At 38.4% G+C, this 17,471-nt stretch carries 12 protein-coding genes; 8 read left to right on the top strand and 4 right to left on the bottom strand.

Features of this window, described 5'->3' with window-relative positions:
- Window positions 1-2 precede the first annotated feature (2 nt).
- Window positions 3-1,697, bottom strand: coding sequence for a ferritin-like domain-containing protein (locus ALPR1_RS02350; RefSeq protein ID WP_008198152.1), 1,695 nt, complete (start codon window positions 1,695-1,697; stop codon window positions 3-5).
- Between the two features lie 134 nt (window positions 1,698-1,831).
- Here ALPR1_RS02350 and ALPR1_RS02355 point away from each other — a divergent pair, with 134 nt between their 5' ends.
- From ALPR1_RS02355 to ALPR1_RS20190, 3 genes are read left to right on the top strand one after another with little or no spacing between them, the layout of a single operon-like run.
- Complete coding sequence (locus ALPR1_RS02355) at window positions 1,832-2,398, top strand: OsmC family protein (protein WP_008198155.1); 567 nt, start codon at window positions 1,832-1,834, stop codon at window positions 2,396-2,398.
- 2 nt (window positions 2,399-2,400) lie between these two features.
- A complete protein-coding gene (locus tag ALPR1_RS02360; RefSeq protein WP_008198157.1) occupies window positions 2,401-3,639 on the top strand; it encodes an FIST C-terminal domain-containing protein in 1,239 nt (412 codons plus the stop codon).
- A gap of 14 nt (window positions 3,640-3,653) precedes the next feature.
- Complete coding sequence (locus tag ALPR1_RS20190) at window positions 3,654-5,048, top strand: adenylate/guanylate cyclase domain-containing protein (RefSeq protein ID WP_008198158.1); 1,395 nt, start codon at window positions 3,654-3,656, stop codon at window positions 5,046-5,048.
- Here ALPR1_RS20190 and ALPR1_RS02370 read toward each other — a convergent pair.
- The 3 genes from ALPR1_RS02370 to ALPR1_RS02380 all read right to left on the bottom strand — a co-directional run bounded on the left by ALPR1_RS02370 (window position 5,045) and on the right by ALPR1_RS02380 (window position 8,293).
- On the bottom strand, window positions 5,045-5,965 hold the full coding sequence (locus ALPR1_RS02370) for a mechanosensitive ion channel family protein (protein WP_008198159.1): 921 nt from the start codon (window positions 5,963-5,965) through the stop codon (window positions 5,045-5,047). The genes ALPR1_RS20190 and ALPR1_RS02370 overlap by 4 nt on opposite strands.
- Window positions 5,966-6,089: 124 nt before the next feature.
- Window positions 6,090-6,551 (bottom strand): hypothetical protein, encoded by a 462-nt coding sequence (locus tag ALPR1_RS20195; RefSeq protein WP_008198161.1) that lies wholly within the window; start codon window positions 6,549-6,551, stop codon window positions 6,090-6,092.
- Window positions 6,552-7,261: 710 nt separating this feature from the next.
- Window positions 7,262-8,293 carry a glycoside hydrolase family 43 protein gene (locus ALPR1_RS02380; protein WP_008198163.1) on the bottom strand — a complete coding sequence of 344 codons (1,032 nt, stop codon included), beginning with the start codon at window positions 8,291-8,293 and terminating at the stop codon, window positions 7,262-7,264.
- A 102-nt stretch (window positions 8,294-8,395) separates the two neighbouring features.
- On the opposite strand from ALPR1_RS02380, the gene ALPR1_RS20780 reads away from it, so the two are divergent.
- The 5 genes from ALPR1_RS20780 (at window position 8,396) to ALPR1_RS02400 (ending at window position 17,402) form a co-directional block, all read left to right on the top strand.
- Window positions 8,396-8,554 carry a hypothetical protein gene (locus tag ALPR1_RS20780; protein ID WP_153231758.1) on the top strand — a complete coding sequence of 53 codons (159 nt, stop codon included), beginning with the start codon at window positions 8,396-8,398 and terminating at the stop codon, window positions 8,552-8,554.
- Between the two features lie 131 nt (window positions 8,555-8,685).
- Window positions 8,686-12,060 carry an isoleucine--tRNA ligase gene (gene ileS, locus ALPR1_RS02385; RefSeq protein ID WP_040303158.1) on the top strand — a complete coding sequence of 1,125 codons (3,375 nt, stop codon included), beginning with the start codon at window positions 8,686-8,688 and terminating at the stop codon, window positions 12,058-12,060.
- Between the two features lie 16 nt (window positions 12,061-12,076).
- Entirely contained in the window at window positions 12,077-12,721 is a 645-nt protein-coding gene (locus ALPR1_RS02390; RefSeq protein WP_008198167.1) for a lipoprotein signal peptidase, read from the top strand.
- Between the two features lie 222 nt (window positions 12,722-12,943).
- Complete coding sequence (locus ALPR1_RS02395) at window positions 12,944-15,868, top strand: DEAD/DEAH box helicase (RefSeq protein WP_008198170.1); 2,925 nt, start codon at window positions 12,944-12,946, stop codon at window positions 15,866-15,868.
- 187 nt (window positions 15,869-16,055) lie between these two features.
- Window positions 16,056-17,402 carry a PhoH family protein gene (locus tag ALPR1_RS02400; RefSeq protein ID WP_008198172.1) on the top strand — a complete coding sequence of 449 codons (1,347 nt, stop codon included), beginning with the start codon at window positions 16,056-16,058 and terminating at the stop codon, window positions 17,400-17,402.
- Window positions 17,403-17,471: the final 69 nt, after the last annotated feature.

Below are 17,471 nucleotides of genomic sequence, written 5' to 3' on the forward strand. Positions count from 1 at the left end.
TCTTAGTTGAATGTTGTGGAATAGTTTTGAAATCCTCGTGAAGAAATTGGAGCTACCATATCTCCATTCCAATAGGCTTTAAAGTTTTTACCCATTCTTTCGAAGTTTTCTGCCAGATAACCAAAGGACACGTCAAAATCCCTTGCATCGTCTTGTAAGTAAAAAGCCATATGATATCCTCTTTCTTTACATAGGTTTTGGAGATCAATTGCTTTAGTTTTCATCGATTCAAATCTTTCTAAATAGTCCTCTAATTGATCATAAGGAGCGATCATTTTATCTATTTCATCTTGATTGAACTGTGATACATCCAGCATAAAGTCCGGACCTGCACATCGCTCTGGAATTTTTCCACCGTCAGGAATAAAGCTTTCATCAGCAGGAAGCCTACAAATCATTTCACCTAAGGGCCTAATTACATTGGTCATGAATGGGTAAAAGGCAGTTTGGAAATAGGCATTTACCTGTTTAGGACGAATTCCTGTAGTCTGATCAATTTCATAATGACCAAAGAAACCACTCAGCATTTTTACCATTAGGGTATAAGCTTCATTAAAGAGTTGCATCGCTAGGACAGAAACCTGATTTGAAATTTGATTGGTTGCGTTACTTGATAAGCTTGGAATGTTTTTGATCAAATGTCGATCGGCTTGAATGGAGTAAGTAGGGTTCCAAACTACCGGTAGAGCTGCATCAAAGGGTAGCCCTGAAACTTTTTCCTCTTTCTGTAAGTCGTCAAGAATGGATTGGAAAACCCAAAAGTGGCTTCCTAAGGAAGGTGGAATGCCATGAACTCCCTCGCCTTCTTCCAAAATTTGGCTGACCGCCTCTTCCACGTATTCAACAAACTGTCCAACAATTAGTGGGTTTAATGAAATATTAAAGCCATAGTGTTCATCGACTATTCTCTCAAAATTTTCTCCTTCAATGATTTGGTATTTTAAGGCGATTACTAAATAAAGTTGGAGAAAAGTATACAACTCCTCAACGCTATTAAAATATGTGTTTTCAGTTAATGGATTGTGGATTTGGTTTAATTGGTCCTGAGATAAATTCTTCGCGAAGAAGTCTAATAGAAAATCCATTGCTTTGGATTCAGTTGCTTCTTTGTCGAAAGGCTTGGCTTTTTTATGTGGAATATTAAAAAGGCTTTTCATTTGCTCTGGAATCCCTGATGCCTCCAGTGGATCAGAAACTGGTAAGTGGTCGGGCTTTTCCCAGTATCTGAAAATCTCAATAGCGATAGGGCTAAATGGCATGAGGTTAACGGGCTTTTCCATTGGAAAGCTCGTGGCCGGAACAGGGAAATTAGGACGGAATAAATACGGGTTTTCTCCTAAAATGGCTAGCAGATTCATATCATAACACAAATGACCCATCTCTTCTCTGGAGACCATCAGGATATTCGCCTCCCACCTTCTGATTTTTTCTACCTGAGCCATTCGGATTTGATTGATTCTTTGTTGTCCAGGATCTAAAGATCCAGGTACATAATCCGAAAACTCTTCTGGATATTTTTTTAAACTAAAGCTAGTAAACAAGTACTGCATAGCGAGTAAATGTTCCGTGGTGCTTGCTTGCTTGAGAAGTGAGTAAATAAGGTTTATAAACTCCTTTTTCTCTGAATCATTTAAATTTTGAACCTTTTGGTCTAAATCTGGGGCAAGCTGAATTTTTCTATGATTTTTTTGTGTCATATTGAGATAAAAAATAAATAAGTGTATACAAAATAAAGATTTATAGTGACATAAATATAACCTTAAGTTTGGACTAGCACCTTTTTTTGGTATATTTCATTAGTATTTTTATCACACAAAAAAATTTTTAAAAGATGCCAAACATTAAAAATGGAGTCAACCTCGATAATATTGAGGCGCTTGTTGGAGCAATCCAAAATGATCCAGAAGTTGCAAAAGTTCAGTTCAAAGCACAATCAGAATGGAAAGGTGGAACCCAAGCTTCTGTCACGGTTTCTGAATTATTTTCAAACGGAAATAATATCCGAACTGAAGCGAGTAAATTTAACTTAATAGTGGATGAGCCAGCAGTTCTTGGAGGGAAAGATGAATACCCCAATCCGGTAGAATATTTAGCTTCTGCTCTATGTGGTTGCTTGACCGCAGGAATAGCTACAAATGCTGCACTTTTTGGAACAGAGCTGGAAAAAATCAACGTGGAAGTATTGGTTAATTTTGATATCCACGGAGTTTTGGGATTAGATAGATCCAAGCCTAGTGGTCCTTTGGATTTACATTACAAGGTAACTTTAAAGGGGAAAAATGGGGCTAAAATGGAAGAACTGATCAAATCTAAAGAGACTTTGGATAAAAAGTCTCCTATAAAAAACACGATCGAACTTCCTTTAAAAGTAACCACTGAGGTAGTTATTGAGGAATAATTATGTCTGCAAAAGCTACTTCATTTGGTGTGGGGTTCGCCGAAACGACCGATTCCTTACTCGCAGGAGTAGAAGCTAGCAAGCAGGCATTACAGACAGCTGGACTTTTTCCTGAGGAGGTCCAGCTTTGTTTTTTATTTTGTACTTCCCGACATGAGGCAGAGCATTTTTTTGAAGGAGTAAAATCCTGTTTAGGAGAACAGACACAGTATTTTGGAGGCTTTTCCAATGGAGCATGTACTAATACCGAACTAGGATATGACGGATATCAAGCAATCGTGGGTTTGTTAGGTAAAGGTGATTTTAAGTTTGACTTAATGATCCAAGAAGGGATAGGATTTCATGAATTTGAAACTGGAAAATCTTTAGGGTTAAAAATTCAAGCCCAAAAGTATGATTCTGAACCACAGATGTTTTTGCTTTTTGATGCTGTAAATAGGCTGGAAGGAAGATTTAGGATGAATTATGGCACTCCTTTTATCAAAGGCATGAGTGAATCCATTCAAAAATGGCCAAATACCATTGGAGCTAGAATGCTTGGAGATATGAAATTTAAGCCTACTCGGCAGTGGTGTGGACAAAGCATGAGTCAAAATGCGGCTATGGCTTTGTTGATGCATGGGAATATTAAGATGGATTCTCAGATTATGCATGGCTGTCAACCTGCAAGTGCTTACCATAAAGTAACCGCAGTAAAGGGAGCTAATATTTTGGAATTGGACCATAAACCGGCTTTAGAAGTCGTGGGGAAGATTCTGGGGCCTGATCTAATGGAGAGACCACAGGAATTAAAATTTTTTGTAACCCTCGGAAAAAACGTGGGGGATAAATGGGAAGCTTTCAATCCGGGGAATTACATCAACAGAATGTGTGTGGGAGTGGATACTCAAGGGAAGGGGATATACATGGCGGAGATGGATATTGAGACCGGGATGGAAGTCCAATTGATGCGTAGAAGTTTTGAAATGGAATATGTTTCAGTAAGGACTAAGAAATTGATCCAACGAGTGAAATCCCAAAACCGGAGGATTATTTTTGGGTTATATATTAATTGTTCTGGTAGAGCTGCAGCCTATTCTAATCATACGGACGAAGATGTAAGGTATGTGCAAGAGGCAATAGATGGGGAGTTCCCGCTGATGGGAATTTACGAAGCAGGAGAATTAGCAATGATTGGTGAAAAGCTTCAGGTACTGGATTGGACAGGGCTCTTTTGCATTTTTAGTGAGGAAATAAACTAACCATAAGTAAAAGATTGGAAGCTAAGGATAAACATATCGAAGAGCTGCAGCGGCAAGTTGACTATTACCGAAAACTCTCGGATGAAGTAGCAGGTCAAAATATCCGTAGTGACTCTCAAATATCCTTGTTAAAAAGAAAGCTGACTCAAAAAGAAAATGGCTTTACCATCTTGTCAGCTTTACATGATTCTTTTGGGCAGCAAATTTTTGAAGATGAGTTTTTTAATAACACCTTGATGTTGATCAATACCACCCTAAAGATGGATAAGACAGTGGTGTTGTGGAAATCCCCAAATAACTTTGATTCTTTCATCCCAAAATTCAATATGGGCTTTAATAGAACAGAGGTTGAGAAGCTAAAGCAAATCGAAATTGATTTCCAGCAAGAGGAAGAAGTAATCCAAAGACCATTTATTAAAAACAAAAGGTTGGTGCCCAATGAGGTGTCAAAAAAGATTAGTGCCAAAATTCAGATTCCCTATTTCATTGCTGTACCGATTCGTACCCATGGAAAAATAGTTGCTTGGATCATATCTGGAAGAGAGAAAGAGGCCTGGCCTTTTTATCCCACTTTGGACGAGGGAGATTTGGATACGATGGTGTCAATATCCGGTTTTTTGGAAGCGGGGATTTCGAATGCAAACCTTTATTATAGCTTGGAAAAAGCAAATGAAGAGTTGGAGGCATACAATCAGGAACTGGAAAAAAGGGTGGCAGAACGCACCAAAGATTTGAGGATCAAAAACCAAGAACTCACGGTAGAGAAAAAACGATCAGAAGATTTACTTCTCAACATTCTTCCTGAAGAAACAGCTGAGGAACTAAAAAAATATGGTTTTGCCAAAGCTAAGCTCCAGGAAAATGCAACAGTCATGTTTACTGATTTCGTGAACTTTACCAAATTTTCATCTAGTATTTCCTCGGAGGAATTGGTGTCTGAGTTGGATCATTGCTTCAGGAATTTTGATGCGATTACGACCAAATATCGATTGGAAAAAATTAAAACAATAGGTGATGCCCATATGAGTGCCTGTGGAGTTACCGGAGATGGTGGGGATGTGGCTGATGTAATTCGAGCGGGAATAGAAATGCGTGATTTTGTTCAGTCTTATGCTAAAGAAAAACCCAAACATCTCCAGGAATATTTTCAGATTAGAGTGGGTATTAATACAGGCCCTGTGGTGGCAGGTGTGGTGGGGTTAAAAAAGTTCTCATTTGATATTTGGGGAGACACTGTCAATACTGCAGACCGGATACAATCAGGGTCAGTTGCAGGAAAAGTAAACGTTTCGGAAAGCACCTATTTGTTGACCAAAGACCTTTTTGACTTTGAAAACAGGGGCAAAATTTCTGCAAAAAACAAGGGTATGATTCCCATGTACTTTGTAGAAAATCTGAAAAAGGATTAACTACTAGGTTTTTTCTCAAGGACCACCCGAGTTTTTGGTAAGCTATCAGGGTAATTTTTCTGAATGAATTCAATCATTTTTTCCCTAACATAAACTCTTAAATCCCAAGCGATAGGAGAGTTCCTGGCGCTGACCAAAATTCTTGTTTCTACTGTAAACTCCTTAGCATCACTGACTTGTAAGACTTTCACTTTCTTGTCCCAAAGATCTGTAGTTTCGAGAATTCTATCGAGTTCTTTTCTAAGTTCATCGAATGGGATTGTATAATCTGTGTACAGAAATACGGATCCTAATAAATCTCCTGATGTCCTCGTCCAATTTTGAAATGGAGTTTCTAAAAAATAAGTTGTAGGTAAGACCAGTCTTCTTAGATCCCAAATCCTGACAACAATGTAGTTTAAGTTGATTTCTTCTATCCAGCCCCATTCACCTTCTACTACAACGGCATCTTCTAATCGAAAGGGTTGTGTAAATGCTATTTGAATACCTGCTATTAAGGTTCCAATGGCTTTTTGGGCAGAAAAGCCGATGATAATACCGGCGACTCCAGCTGAAGCAAAAAACCCTACACCTACTTTCCTGACAGATTCAAATGACAATAGTACTAAGCCAATTGCCAAAAGAATAATGATGAAATTGGCGATTTTAACAAGGATATTAATCTGTGTGTAGACTTTCCTAGCCCTTAAATTATCCTCTTTTGAAATGTCGTACTGCTTCAAAAACATACTCTTGAGGATTTGCATTGAAGCAAGAAGACACCAAGTAAAACCACTGATGATTAACACGGTATTGATGTGCGGGATATAAGCCATCAAGCCCTCCCATTCTTTTGCCTGAGCTCCAAAATAGAACTTAGAAAATCCCAATATTAATGTTACCAACAAGGGTAAAATCAGTCGTTTATAATATTTCATGATCTTAGGAAAAAAGAGTTCGGAATAAACAGATCAGCTTTGGCTAATCATTCAAAAAGGCGACTTTGGGATTTATTAAGATCAGAAATTAGGTATTTGAAAGCAGAATGTCAAAAGTAAGAACCTACAAATCACATGGAACAGGACTGAGTTCATACGAATTGCTGTAATCCAAAGAGTCTAAATTTACCTGAACAGGCACTCCATCGACCACCTTCATTTCTCCAAAACCTTCTTCCCATCCTTCAGTAGTTTTTTTGAAAACAACCTGTCGGGTAGAACTATCACCTTCAGCCAAATAATTGTATTCAGCTATCAGTAAATTATCTCTTACCTCACCTTGGATAGTACCAAAGGTTTTATCTTTTTCATAGAATAGGTAGTCTAGGGTTCCTGTTACGCTCGTTCCATCAATTTCTGTACTTAGTTTGATAGTATCTTGATCGTTTACGTATTGGAAGCAGTTGATATTCAGATCTCTTTCGGATTCTGGGGAAAATGCTTCTTCTATTGGGGAATCTTTTTTCACTCCGTTGCAGGCTACTAGTAATAAAGCAACGAAGAATAGTGTATAATGTCCTTTCATAGCTGATTTATAGTTAGTTATAGTATTATAGCGCAAAAAAACCGCCAGTTTCCTGATGGATTTGCAGATGTTTAAAATAACTCAACTAATTAAGGGATAATATATAGGTTTGGATACCGTTTTTTCTTCACACCCAAAGTATCTTTTCTATAGATAGGAAAGAGCTGTAGGAATCAAATAAAAAAATCAATTATAGTTTTAAGGCTTCATCAGCTAAAAATTCAAAAATTTAGTTTGGAGTTTTTATAATATAAAATCTTTTCATATTGATGTCCAGTGATTTGTATTTATTTTATTATCCGGAATCTTGCCAGTGCCCAAAATTTCTTTGCTCAACTTGCCAGTAGATAGAAGACAGAAGCAGGCAAAATTTTTATAATCTCATTATCATATGATGCTTTTGAATACTTACTAGTAAAAATTGGTGATACATACAATTAATTAAGAAATTCTAGACCCAATTGGGGTCAAAGCTTCATTACCCAGGGTTTCAACCCTGGGTAATAATGGATTAGATTTCTCCAAGCGCTGGCCAGGGATTTTATTTCTGAGACAGATCGTTTTGCCAGCAAGATGGAACCAAATCTTATAATGTTTTTGGATAATTACTGGAATAAAAGCTGATTTTTATATTATTTTATTTCTAAATGAAAAATCCAGCTGCATTTAATACAGCTGGATTTCAAAAAAAGGCTAGGACTTTAAAGTCTTTATTGGATAGGGTTAGCTTCAACTCCCTCGAATGTCATTTTGATTGGTTTGATCGTTCCGTCTTCATTAAACTCCATTACATCAATACTTGTGACACGGTGATCTCTTCCTTCGTTAGGAATAGGGCGGCGATGATATACCATGTACCAATCATCTGATCCAGGCTTTTGGAAGGCCGAATTATGTCCAGCTCCAGTGGCAATGGTGGTATCTGACTCTAGTATAGTTCCGATTCTTTCCCAAGGCCCTGTGATTTGGTCAGACATGGCATAGGCAACTTTATAGCTGTCATTGGTCCATCCACCCTCAGACCACATAAAATAGTATTTTCCATTTCGGATAAATACAAAGGGTCCTTCTACATAGCCTTCCGGAGTAATTTCATGAAATAATTCCCCATCTTCCCATGGCTCGAATCCGGTAAAATCATCGTTCAGTTTGCCAATATTACAGTGACTCCATCCACCATAGAGCATGTAATAGGAACCATCGGTATCCTTAAATACAAATTGGTCAATGGGTTGGGCATCGTTATAGAAATCATCAATGAGAGGCTTGCCCAAATAATCCTTAAATGGGCCACCTGGATTATCTGCCACAGCGATACCAATCCCACCATAATGATTGATGTCATTATCTGGATCCCATCCCGGTCTGCTTGGTCGCTGTACATCATTCGCTGCAAAAAAGAAGTAATACTTACCGTCTTTCTCTATTGCTGCTGGAGCCCACATGGCTTGTTTTGCCCATTTGATAGCTGCTGTATCCAAGATGTTTGCATGCTTTTCCCAGGTTACGAGATCCTTGGAAGAAAAGGCATCAAAGTGGAGCTGGTCTGTATAACCTGCCGAATAGGTTGGATAAATCCAGTATTCATCGCCAAATACGATGCCCTCTGGGTCAGCATACCAGCCTTCAAAAATGGGGTTCCCGGATAGTTCAACAACCTCTTCTTCCTTTGTTTCTTTTGGAGATGAGCAGGCAAAAGCCAGAGCTAGCGCTCCGAATAGTAATTTATGATTGAGTTTCATAAGTTGACATAATTGAATGAAATCGAAAAATAAGAAGTACTTAAGTAAAGTTCTTGCTATTGATGTAAAACTGATAAACAAAATCAATAAAAGAGACCTTTAATGGGAAATAGAACATCAATCGAGTCTGTATTAATAGGAGCTATGGAGAATTCAGGTTTTGAAGAAAGTATACTGTTAAAGCATTTTTTCCCTTTTACCCTCCCAAAAAGGGGGATTTCTCCTATCTTTGTGCCTGCTTTTGAGGAGGATGCTTCCTAGAAAGTGATGTGGATGAAATGGTATTTATTTTGCAAAGCAAAGTAAATCAAAATAGCATCCCCGCTTTGCGTTTTCTATCAAAGCGATCCCAGAAATAAATGAACACCTACTTGCCCCCAAGAAAGGATATTGTGAAGACATATAAAGAGTTTAAACAGGTTGATTACCCCGGAATAGGGGAAGATGTACTTCAGTATTGGAAGGACAAAAAGATATTTGAGGAATCCGTTGCTAATAGAGAAGGAGCAGAAACCTTCACTTTTTTTGAAGGTCCACCTTCTGCCAATGGTACTCCAGGGATTCACCATGTGATGGCGAGAACTTTGAAAGATATTTTCTGCCGCTATAAAACCCTACAAGGATATCAAGTTAAAAGAAAAGGAGGCTGGGATACGCACGGGTTGCCTGTAGAGCTTCAAGTAGAAAAAGAATTAGGCATTACCAAAGAGGATATTGGTAAGAAAATATCCGTTGAGGAGTACAATAAAAAGTGCCGCGAAACGGTCATGCGCTTTAAAAATGAGTGGGATGATCTGACTGAGAAGATTGGGTATTGGGTAGATTTAGATGATCCGTACATCACTTTTGATTCCAATTACATTGAAACCCTTTGGAGCCTTCTCAAAAGATTATACGAAAAGGGCCTACTTTATAAAGGATACACAATCCAGCCTTATTCTCCGGCAGCAGGTACGGGGTTAAGTTCTCATGAATTAAATCAGCCGGGTACCTATAAAGATGTAAAAGATACCTCCATCACCGCTCAGTTTAAATTGAAAGGTGAAGAGAATACTTATATCATCGCCTGGACGACGACTCCTTGGACATTGCCTTCAAACTCAGCTTTAGCAATAGGTGAAAAACTGGATTATGTAAAAGTAAAGACCTTCAATCCTTACACTCATGATCCATGTTTTGTGATCTTGGCAAAAGCTAGAATGAATGCCTATCTCAACCCAAAAGCAAAGGATATCAAGTTGGAGGATTATACTCCTGGAGATAAACTGATACCTTTTGAAGTGGTGGATGAGTTCAAAGGAAAAGATATGCTGGGCTGGGAATACGAGCAGCTATTTCCAATTGCAGATTTAGCTTTACCGAACCCGGCTTTCACCGTAGTGTCTGGAGATTATGTAACCACAGAAGATGGTACTGGAATCGTCCATCTCGCTAAGGCTTTTGGTGCAGATGACTTTAGAACTTTGGTTCAAAATGATGTTCCTGGAGTTTTCGTAAAAGACGAAAAAGGAAATGAAATTCCAGTTGTAGATAAGCAAGGGAAATTCCTCCCTGTAGTAGGAGAATACTTGGTAGCAAAAATGGAAGAGCATTCCATTACTGCTCATAAGACTTATTCTGCTAACGATTTCTTTGTTAAAAACTATCTGGAGGATGATGAAAATGCCTCTGATTATAAGAATACGGATGTCATTATTTCGATCATCCTCAAAAATGAAAACAAGGCTTTTAAAGTAGAAAAATACGAACACAGTTATCCGCACTGTTGGAGAACTGATAAGCCTGTACTTTATTATCCTTTGGAAAGCTGGTTTATCAAAACCACTGCTTACAAAGACCGCTTAGTAGAACTCAATAAAACCATCAATTGGAAACCAGAAGCGACAGGAACTGGACGTTTTGGTAACTGGTTGGAGAATTTGGTGGACTGGAACTTGAGTAGATCGAGATTCTGGGGCACACCTCTTCCAATTTGGAGAACTGCCGAAGGAACAGAAGAAAAGTGCATTGGTTCTATCGAGGAACTTCAGGCTGAAATTGAGAAGTCTGTTGCCAAGGGCTTCATGGAAAAATCACCCTATGAAGGAAAGGAATTAGATCTTCACAGACCATTTGTGGATGATGTAGTTTTGGTTTCTGAAAGCGGTGAAAAGATGTTCCGTGAGCCTGATTTGATAGATGTGTGGTTTGATTCCGGAGCAATGCCTTATGCACAATGGCATTATCCATTTGAGAACGAAGATATCTTTAAGGCTAACTATCCAGCAGATTACATTGCGGAAGGAGTGGATCAAACCAGAGGTTGGTTCTTTACCCTTCACACGATTGCAGTCATGTTATTTGATAGCATTGCATTCAAGAATGTCATTGCCAATGGTCTGGTTTTAGATAAGAATGGAAACAAAATGTCTAAGCGATTAGGCAATGCAGTAGATCCATTTAAAACCATCAAAGAATATGGGCCAGATGCTGTTCGTTGGTATATGCTTAGCAATGCTAATCCTTGGGATAATTTAAAATTCAATTTAGAAGGAGTAGCTGAAGTCCAAAGAAGATTTTTTGGAACACTTCAGAATACCTATAATTTCTTTGCCTTGTATGCAAACTTGGATGAGTTTGTCTATGACAAATCAAAGGTGGTTCCAGTCTCTGAAAGAGCAGAACTTGACCAATGGATTGTTTCTAAGCTTCAATCCCTGATTGTCGAGGTGGAAGAAGCCATGGATAATTATGATGCAACCAAAGCAACAAGGGCTATCATGGGCTTTACGGTGGATCAGCTATCCAACTGGTATGTAAGATTGGCGAGAAAACGTTTCTGGAGAGGTGAAATGAATGCGGATAAGCAAGCTGCTTATGAGACGCTTTACGAATGTTTATTGTCACTTTCTCAGTTGATGTCTTCTTTTGCGCCGTTCTATTCTGATTGGTTGTATCAAAACTTAACAGAGGCGAGCCAGGATGGAAAAATTTCTGTTCACCTAACAGACTGGGCTAAAGGTAACAGCAGCTTAGTGGATACGGATCTTGAAGAAAGCATGGCTTTGGCACAGACCATTTCCTCTCTTGTACATTCATTAAGAAAGAAAGAGAAAGTCAAAGTTCGTCAGCCGTTACAGCGTATTTTGATTCCTATCTTGAAAGAAAAAACCAAAGAGCAGATCAAACATCTTTCTGAGTTGATCAAATCTGAGGTTAATATCAAGGATATAGAGTTTATCGATGATGCCTCTGGAATCCTTGTTAAAGATGTAAAGCCAAATCTTCCAGTATTGGGTAAGAAATTAGGCCCAAAAATGCGTTTTGTTGTTGCTGCTATCAAAAGCTGGGGACAAGAACAAATTGCAGAAATCGAACGTGAAGGAAAAATCAGCGTAGATGTGGAGGGTGAGCCTTTGGAATTGCTGCTTGAAGAAGTTTTGATCAGTTCACAGGATATCCCAGGTTGGTCTGTAGCTTCCGATGCTGGAGTGACAGTAGCCTTGGATGTGACCATTTCAGATGAATTGAAGCAAGAAGGTGTTGCAAGAGATTTGGTCAATAGAATTCAGAACCTCAGAAAAGATATGGGACTGGAAGTTCAAGATAAAATCAATATCTCTATTGCCGCTGGGATCGATGTTGTTCAAGCTTCTGTTGAGAGCTTTGGAGACTATATCCAATCAGAAACACAAGCATTGAGTTTGCAAATTGTTCCAGAGTTAGAAGGTGGTTCATTATTAGATATGGATGATTTTGAAGTCAATTTAAAAGTGGAAAAGGCCTGAGGGCGAAAAGGAAAGAATGAATAAATACATCAAATATTTTGGTATTGCCTTCTTAGTGATTTTGATTGACCAAGCGGTGAAAATGCTCGTTCATTTCGAAATGGATTTTGGATCCCCCGGGCAAATAAAAGTTTTTGGCGATTGGTTTAAACTACATTATACAACGAATCCTGGGATGGCTTTTGGGATGGAAATTGGATCGGAATACGGGAAACTTATTCTGACTTCTTTTAGATTAGTAGCCATGGCCGGTATAGGTTATTATTTATATACGATCATTAAGGCTAAGAGTCATCCGACTTTCATTGTATGTATTGCCATGATTCTAGGTGGAGCTATTGGTAATTTGGTAGATTCTATCTTCTATGGAGTTTGGTTAAATAATGCACCTTACAATGCACCATCTCCTTGGTTCCACGGGCAAGTAGTAGATATGTTTTACTTCGATATTTGGGAAGGGTATTTGCCTGATTGGCTTCCTATATGGGGAGGTGATTATACTGCACTTTGGCCTATCTTTAATGTGGCTGATGCTTCTATTTTTATTGGTGTTGCTATCATCTTGATATTTCAAGGGAGCTTTTTTCCAGATCCAAAACCTAATCCCAAAGCTGAGGAAAAGGAGGATGAAAGAATCGAAACCCCGCAGGAAAGTAACTAATTAAAAGGCTTCATCTTATATTTTTAGGTTGGAGCCTTTTTTATGGGATTATGATTTTTTGTCACATTTTTTGAAAAAAAAGGGCTCTAAAACTCCTTTCTGAGCAATTTTTATGTAATTTTCAAACTGCATTCATCGCAAAATGTGATGATCATGTCACTTTTGGTCACTTTTAAGAATTTCTTTTTTAAGAAATGACCTTTCATTATTCTAGTACCTTTTATGATAGTTGATCCAGAAAAGCCATTTGAGATAATTTATTCCCTTTTTAGCCATGAGTATTTAGGATTGCTGCTAGATTCCTATGTTATCCAACTGGATGAACAAGGAAGGCTTTCTTTAGCCAATCAAAATATCAGTTCTGTCAATGCCCATGAATTCTCTTCCAAATTGGATAAAGCTGATTTTGAGCTGATCAAGTTGATGGATAGCATGCAGCAGGATCAGGTGGTCAAGAAATACAATAAGCGAAACCTAAAGCCAAAAGAATTCCTTAGAAAAATCTATGAGGGTAAAGGTGTGAATGAATCCATTCAGAAATTGATTGAGGAGAATCTGGAAATCACACGATCAAAGATTTTTCCTTTGTTGAAAGGGAAAAGGTTTTTTGAAATGGGGAATGATGGCAATCCTATTTGGAAAGAAATAGAAGTGGCAGATGAAAAGGCAACTGTCCTTTTCCACTTTCGCAAGAATGAAGAAAATACGCATTACTTTCCTACGATCAAGTATAAAGGAACGAAGCTGGAATGGCAATACAGGCATGGCTTTCTAGTTTGTCATAACCCTGCATGGCTCGTGGTAAATAATATGCTGTTCAGCTTTGCAAAAGGTATCGACGGTAATAAGTTGAAGCCATTTTTAAATAAGAAATTCATTGTGATTGATAAGCGTTTTGAACGCGAATACTATCGAAAATTCATCACACAGCTTTTATCGGTTTTTGATGTTTATGCAGAAGGTTTTGATATCAAAGTAGAACGTGGAAACCCACAACCGATCCTGTGTATAGCAGATCTTCCCGGGAATTTAGGGGTTGATATGTTTGGGGATGCTGTAGAAAATAAAGTGGAGGACCAAGTCGTATTTTCACTGAAATATCAATATGGAGATTACACATTTGACTCGGCCGAATCCATCAATAATTCGGTAAGGCTGGAAGAAAATGGTGAGCATTATATATTTCATAAAGTCATCCGAAGCAAGGAAAAAGAAAAGGCCATCATCAAATACCTAGAAGAGAGAGGACTTGATTTTGATCATGGAAAAAGGGGGATGTCCAAAACAAAAGCTTTCGATTGGATCAGCCAACATTTGGATAGGTTGGAAATCGAAGGATATAAATTTGAGCAGAAAGAAAGTCCAAGAGGAAAAGTATACCATATTGGACAAGCACAGATTTCTATTGAAGTTCAAGAAAATATTGATTGGTTTGATGTCAATGCACAGATTAAGTTTGGAATATATTTAGTCCCATTTGCCAAGCTTCGGAAGCTGTTAGTTCAAGGGAAAACAGAGTTTGAGCTCCCAAATGGTGAGTTTGCAGTGATTCCAGCCTCTTGGTTTGTCAATTACTCTGAGCTATTCTCTTTCTTAGAGGATAAAGGAAATACAGGGCAGCTAGTGATGAGAAAGCATCACTTGGCTTTGGCGAAGACCTTAGAATCTGGAAACTTGGTTCAGTTAACACTCAGTAGAAAACTGGAGCAACTTCGAGATTTTGAAAGTATTGAAGACTACGAGATTCCAGGCAAATTTGCTGGGACCTTACGTCCTTATCAGCATGCTGGATTCAATTGGCTCAGGTTCTTAAACGAATTCAAATTTGGTGGCTGTTTGGCGGATGACATGGGTCTGGGTAAGACGGTACAAACTCTTGCACTTTTGGCCCATGAAGCGGAAGTTAATCAAGGTCAAACATCGCTTTTGGTAATGCCTACTTCCTTAATTTATAACTGGGAGTTGGAGGCAAGGAAGTTTACGCCAGATTTGAAAATCCTAGTCTATACCGGCACCCAGCGAGTTAAAGACCCCTATCGATTCAGTGATTACGATTTGGTTTTGACATCCTATGGAATCATTCGTCTGGATATCAATATTCTTAAGGAGTTCTTCTTTAATTATGTGATTTTAGATGAGTCTCAGGCAATCAAAAATCCAGGAAGTAATATCGCTGCAGCTGTGAATCAGCTAAAGAGCAAGCAAAGGCTGATCCTTACCGGTACGCCTGTGGAAAATGGTACGATGGATCTTTGGTCTCAAATGAATTTCATCAATCCAGGGCTCTTGGGAACGCAGCATTCTTTTAAAAAGCAATTCCTGCTTCCAATTGAGAAGCAAAACGATAAGAATAAAGCACAGAAGCTTCATTCGATGATTAAGCCATTTATCTTAAGAAGGCTTAAATCTCAAGTAGCAACAGATCTTCCAGAAAAAATCACCAATGTGAAGTATTCTGCCATGACGACAGAGCAGGAAAATGTATACGAAGAGGTGAAGAATTATTACCGGGAGAAGATTATTTCCGATATCAAGGCGACAGGAAGAAATACGCAGCAGTTTACTTTGCTAAGAGGTTTAACTCAGTTAAGACAAATTGCCAATCACCCTAAGATGGTCAGAGATGACTATGAAGGTGAGTCAGGAAAATTGGAGGATATTACCTATATGCTTCAGTCCACTATTTCTGAAAATCACAAGGTGTTGGTGTTTAGTCAATTTGTCCGTCATCTTTCCATTGTTAAGGAATACCTGGACAAGGAAGGAATTCCATATTCTTACCTAGATGGGTCAACAAAAGATAGACAAGCTCAGGTAGAAGCATTTCAGGAGAATGATGACATTAAAGTATTCCTGATATCCTTAAAAGCAGGTGGTGTTGGTTTGAATTTGACCAAAGCAGAATATGTGTTCTTATTGGATCCATGGTGGAATCCAGCAGTTGAGGCTCAGGCAATCGATAGAGCACATAGGATCGGTCAGGAGAATAAAGTGATCATCTATAAGTTTATTAGTAGAAACTCGGTAGAGGAAAAGATCATGGCGCTTCAAAACAGGAAGTTGGCTTTGGCTGGAGAGTTGATTGGAACAGAGGAGAGTTTTATGAAAAGTTTGGATCAGGATGATATTGCTGCATTGCTTGCTTAATTTTTGAACTAGAAAAGGAAAAAAAGGATAGGAATTCGATTTCTATCCTTTTTTTATTGACTTGATTGTCAAACAAATAGCTGAATCAGGTCAATTGTTAATCATAATTTATTGTCAAAAGAGAGGCAATACAAACAATATTTTTCTAAATTATACTAACTCAGTACCATTAGAACCTACCACGCGCATGCCAAGAGCAAAAGCCGATAAAGATCGGAAAATCTTTGTGCTGGATACATCAGTAATCCTTTATGCACATAACTCCATTATGAATTTTGCCGAACACGATGTGGTCATTCCGATCACAGTTTTGGAGGAACTAGATCAGTTCAAAAAAGGCAATGACACCAAAAACTTCGAGGCGAGGGAATTTATTCGATTGCTGGATAAGCTATCCAAAGATCAGATGATTCATAACTGGACTCCACTGAATGGGAAAACGAAAGGGAACTTTCGGATCCTGATGAATCCAGAGAATCAGATCAATGCCAATGAGATTTTTGGGGAGGAAAAGAATGATCATAAAATATTGAATGCCGCCCTCTACCTCAAGCAGCATGAAAAAAACCGAAAGGTCATTCTGGTTTCCAAGGATATTAATCTCCGATTGAAAGCCAAATCTTTGGAGCTCCTTGCGGAAGATTATGAAACTGGGAAGATCAAGAATATCACTGAACTTGAGAATACAGGGAAGTATTACTTGGATAACATCGACCCTGATTCTATTAATAAACTGTATGAGCAAGGCTTTATTGAGGCAAAGGCCGTATTGGGGACAAGGAAAAGAAAGGCAAATGCTTATTATATATTAAAAAGTGATAAGAATTCTGTCTTGGCTTATTTCAACCCTGAGGAAAATATACTGGAAAGGGTTGATAAAAAGCTTGCCTACAATATTAAACCAAAAAATGCTGAGCAGACTTTTGCCCTCAATGCCATTACCAACCCAAGAATACGCTTGGTATCAATACAAGGTGTAGCAGGAACTGGGAAAACACTTTTGGCATTAGCTGGAGCGCTAGAACAACGCAGGGATTACAAGCAGATTTTCTTGGCAAGACCGATCGTGCCATTAAGCAATAAAGATATCGGTTACCTACCAGGGGATATTAAGTCCAAATTGAATCCGTACATGGAGCCACTTTGGGATAATCTGAAATTTATACAAAATCAATACAAAGAGACTGATAAAGAATTCCAGAAAATTACGGAGCTGGTCAACCAAGAGAAGCTCGTCATTCAGCCTTTGGCCTATATTCGAGGTAGATCGCTGTCGAATATCTTCTTTATCGTGGATGAAGCCCAGAATTTGACTCCGCATGAGATCAAGACGATTATCTCAAGAGCTGGTGAAAACACCAAAATCGTATTTACTGGGGATGTTCACCAGATCGATACGCCTTATTTGGACTCGCAATCCAATGGACTTTCGTATTTGATTGATCGAGTAAAAGATCATCCTCTTTATGCGCATATCAAGCTTGAAAAAGGAGAAAGATCTGAATTGGCAAACTTGGCCAATGAATTACTGTAGTATTTTATAAAAAGTTGAGGAAAAAAGAAAGGTAGGCTAGTTTTTCTAGCCTACCATAGAATTCAAAGG

Source organism: Algoriphagus machipongonensis, from assembly GCF_000166275.1.
Classification (GTDB): Bacteria; Bacteroidota; Bacteroidia; order Cytophagales; family Cyclobacteriaceae; genus Algoriphagus; species Algoriphagus machipongonensis.

Excerpts from the sequence above, each read along its gene's own strand:
- ALPR1_RS02350 (WP_008198152.1), bottom strand. The coding sequence starts at position 1,697 with ATGACACAAAAAAATCATAGAAAAATTCAGCTTGCCCCAGATTTAGAC.
- ALPR1_RS02355 (WP_008198155.1), top strand. The coding sequence starts at position 1,832 with ATGCCAAACATTAAAAATGGAGTCAACCTCGATAATATTGAGGCGCTT.
- ALPR1_RS02360 (WP_008198157.1), top strand. The coding sequence starts at position 2,401 with ATGTCTGCAAAAGCTACTTCATTTGGTGTGGGGTTCGCCGAAACGACC.
- ALPR1_RS02370 (WP_008198159.1), bottom strand. The coding sequence starts at position 5,965 with ATGAAATATTATAAACGACTGATTTTACCCTTGTTGGTAACATTAATA.
- ALPR1_RS20195 (WP_008198161.1), bottom strand. The coding sequence starts at position 6,551 with ATGAAAGGACATTATACACTATTCTTCGTTGCTTTATTACTAGTAGCC.
- ALPR1_RS02380 (WP_008198163.1), bottom strand. The coding sequence starts at position 8,293 with ATGAAACTCAATCATAAATTACTATTCGGAGCGCTAGCTCTGGCTTTT.
- ALPR1_RS20780 (WP_153231758.1), top strand. The coding sequence starts at position 8,396 with ATGGGAAATAGAACATCAATCGAGTCTGTATTAATAGGAGCTATGGAG.
- ALPR1_RS02390 (WP_008198167.1), top strand. The coding sequence starts at position 12,077 with ATGAATAAATACATCAAATATTTTGGTATTGCCTTCTTAGTGATTTTG.
- ALPR1_RS02395 (WP_008198170.1), top strand. The coding sequence starts at position 12,944 with ATGATAGTTGATCCAGAAAAGCCATTTGAGATAATTTATTCCCTTTTT.
- ALPR1_RS02400 (WP_008198172.1), top strand. The coding sequence starts at position 16,056 with ATGCCAAGAGCAAAAGCCGATAAAGATCGGAAAATCTTTGTGCTGGAT.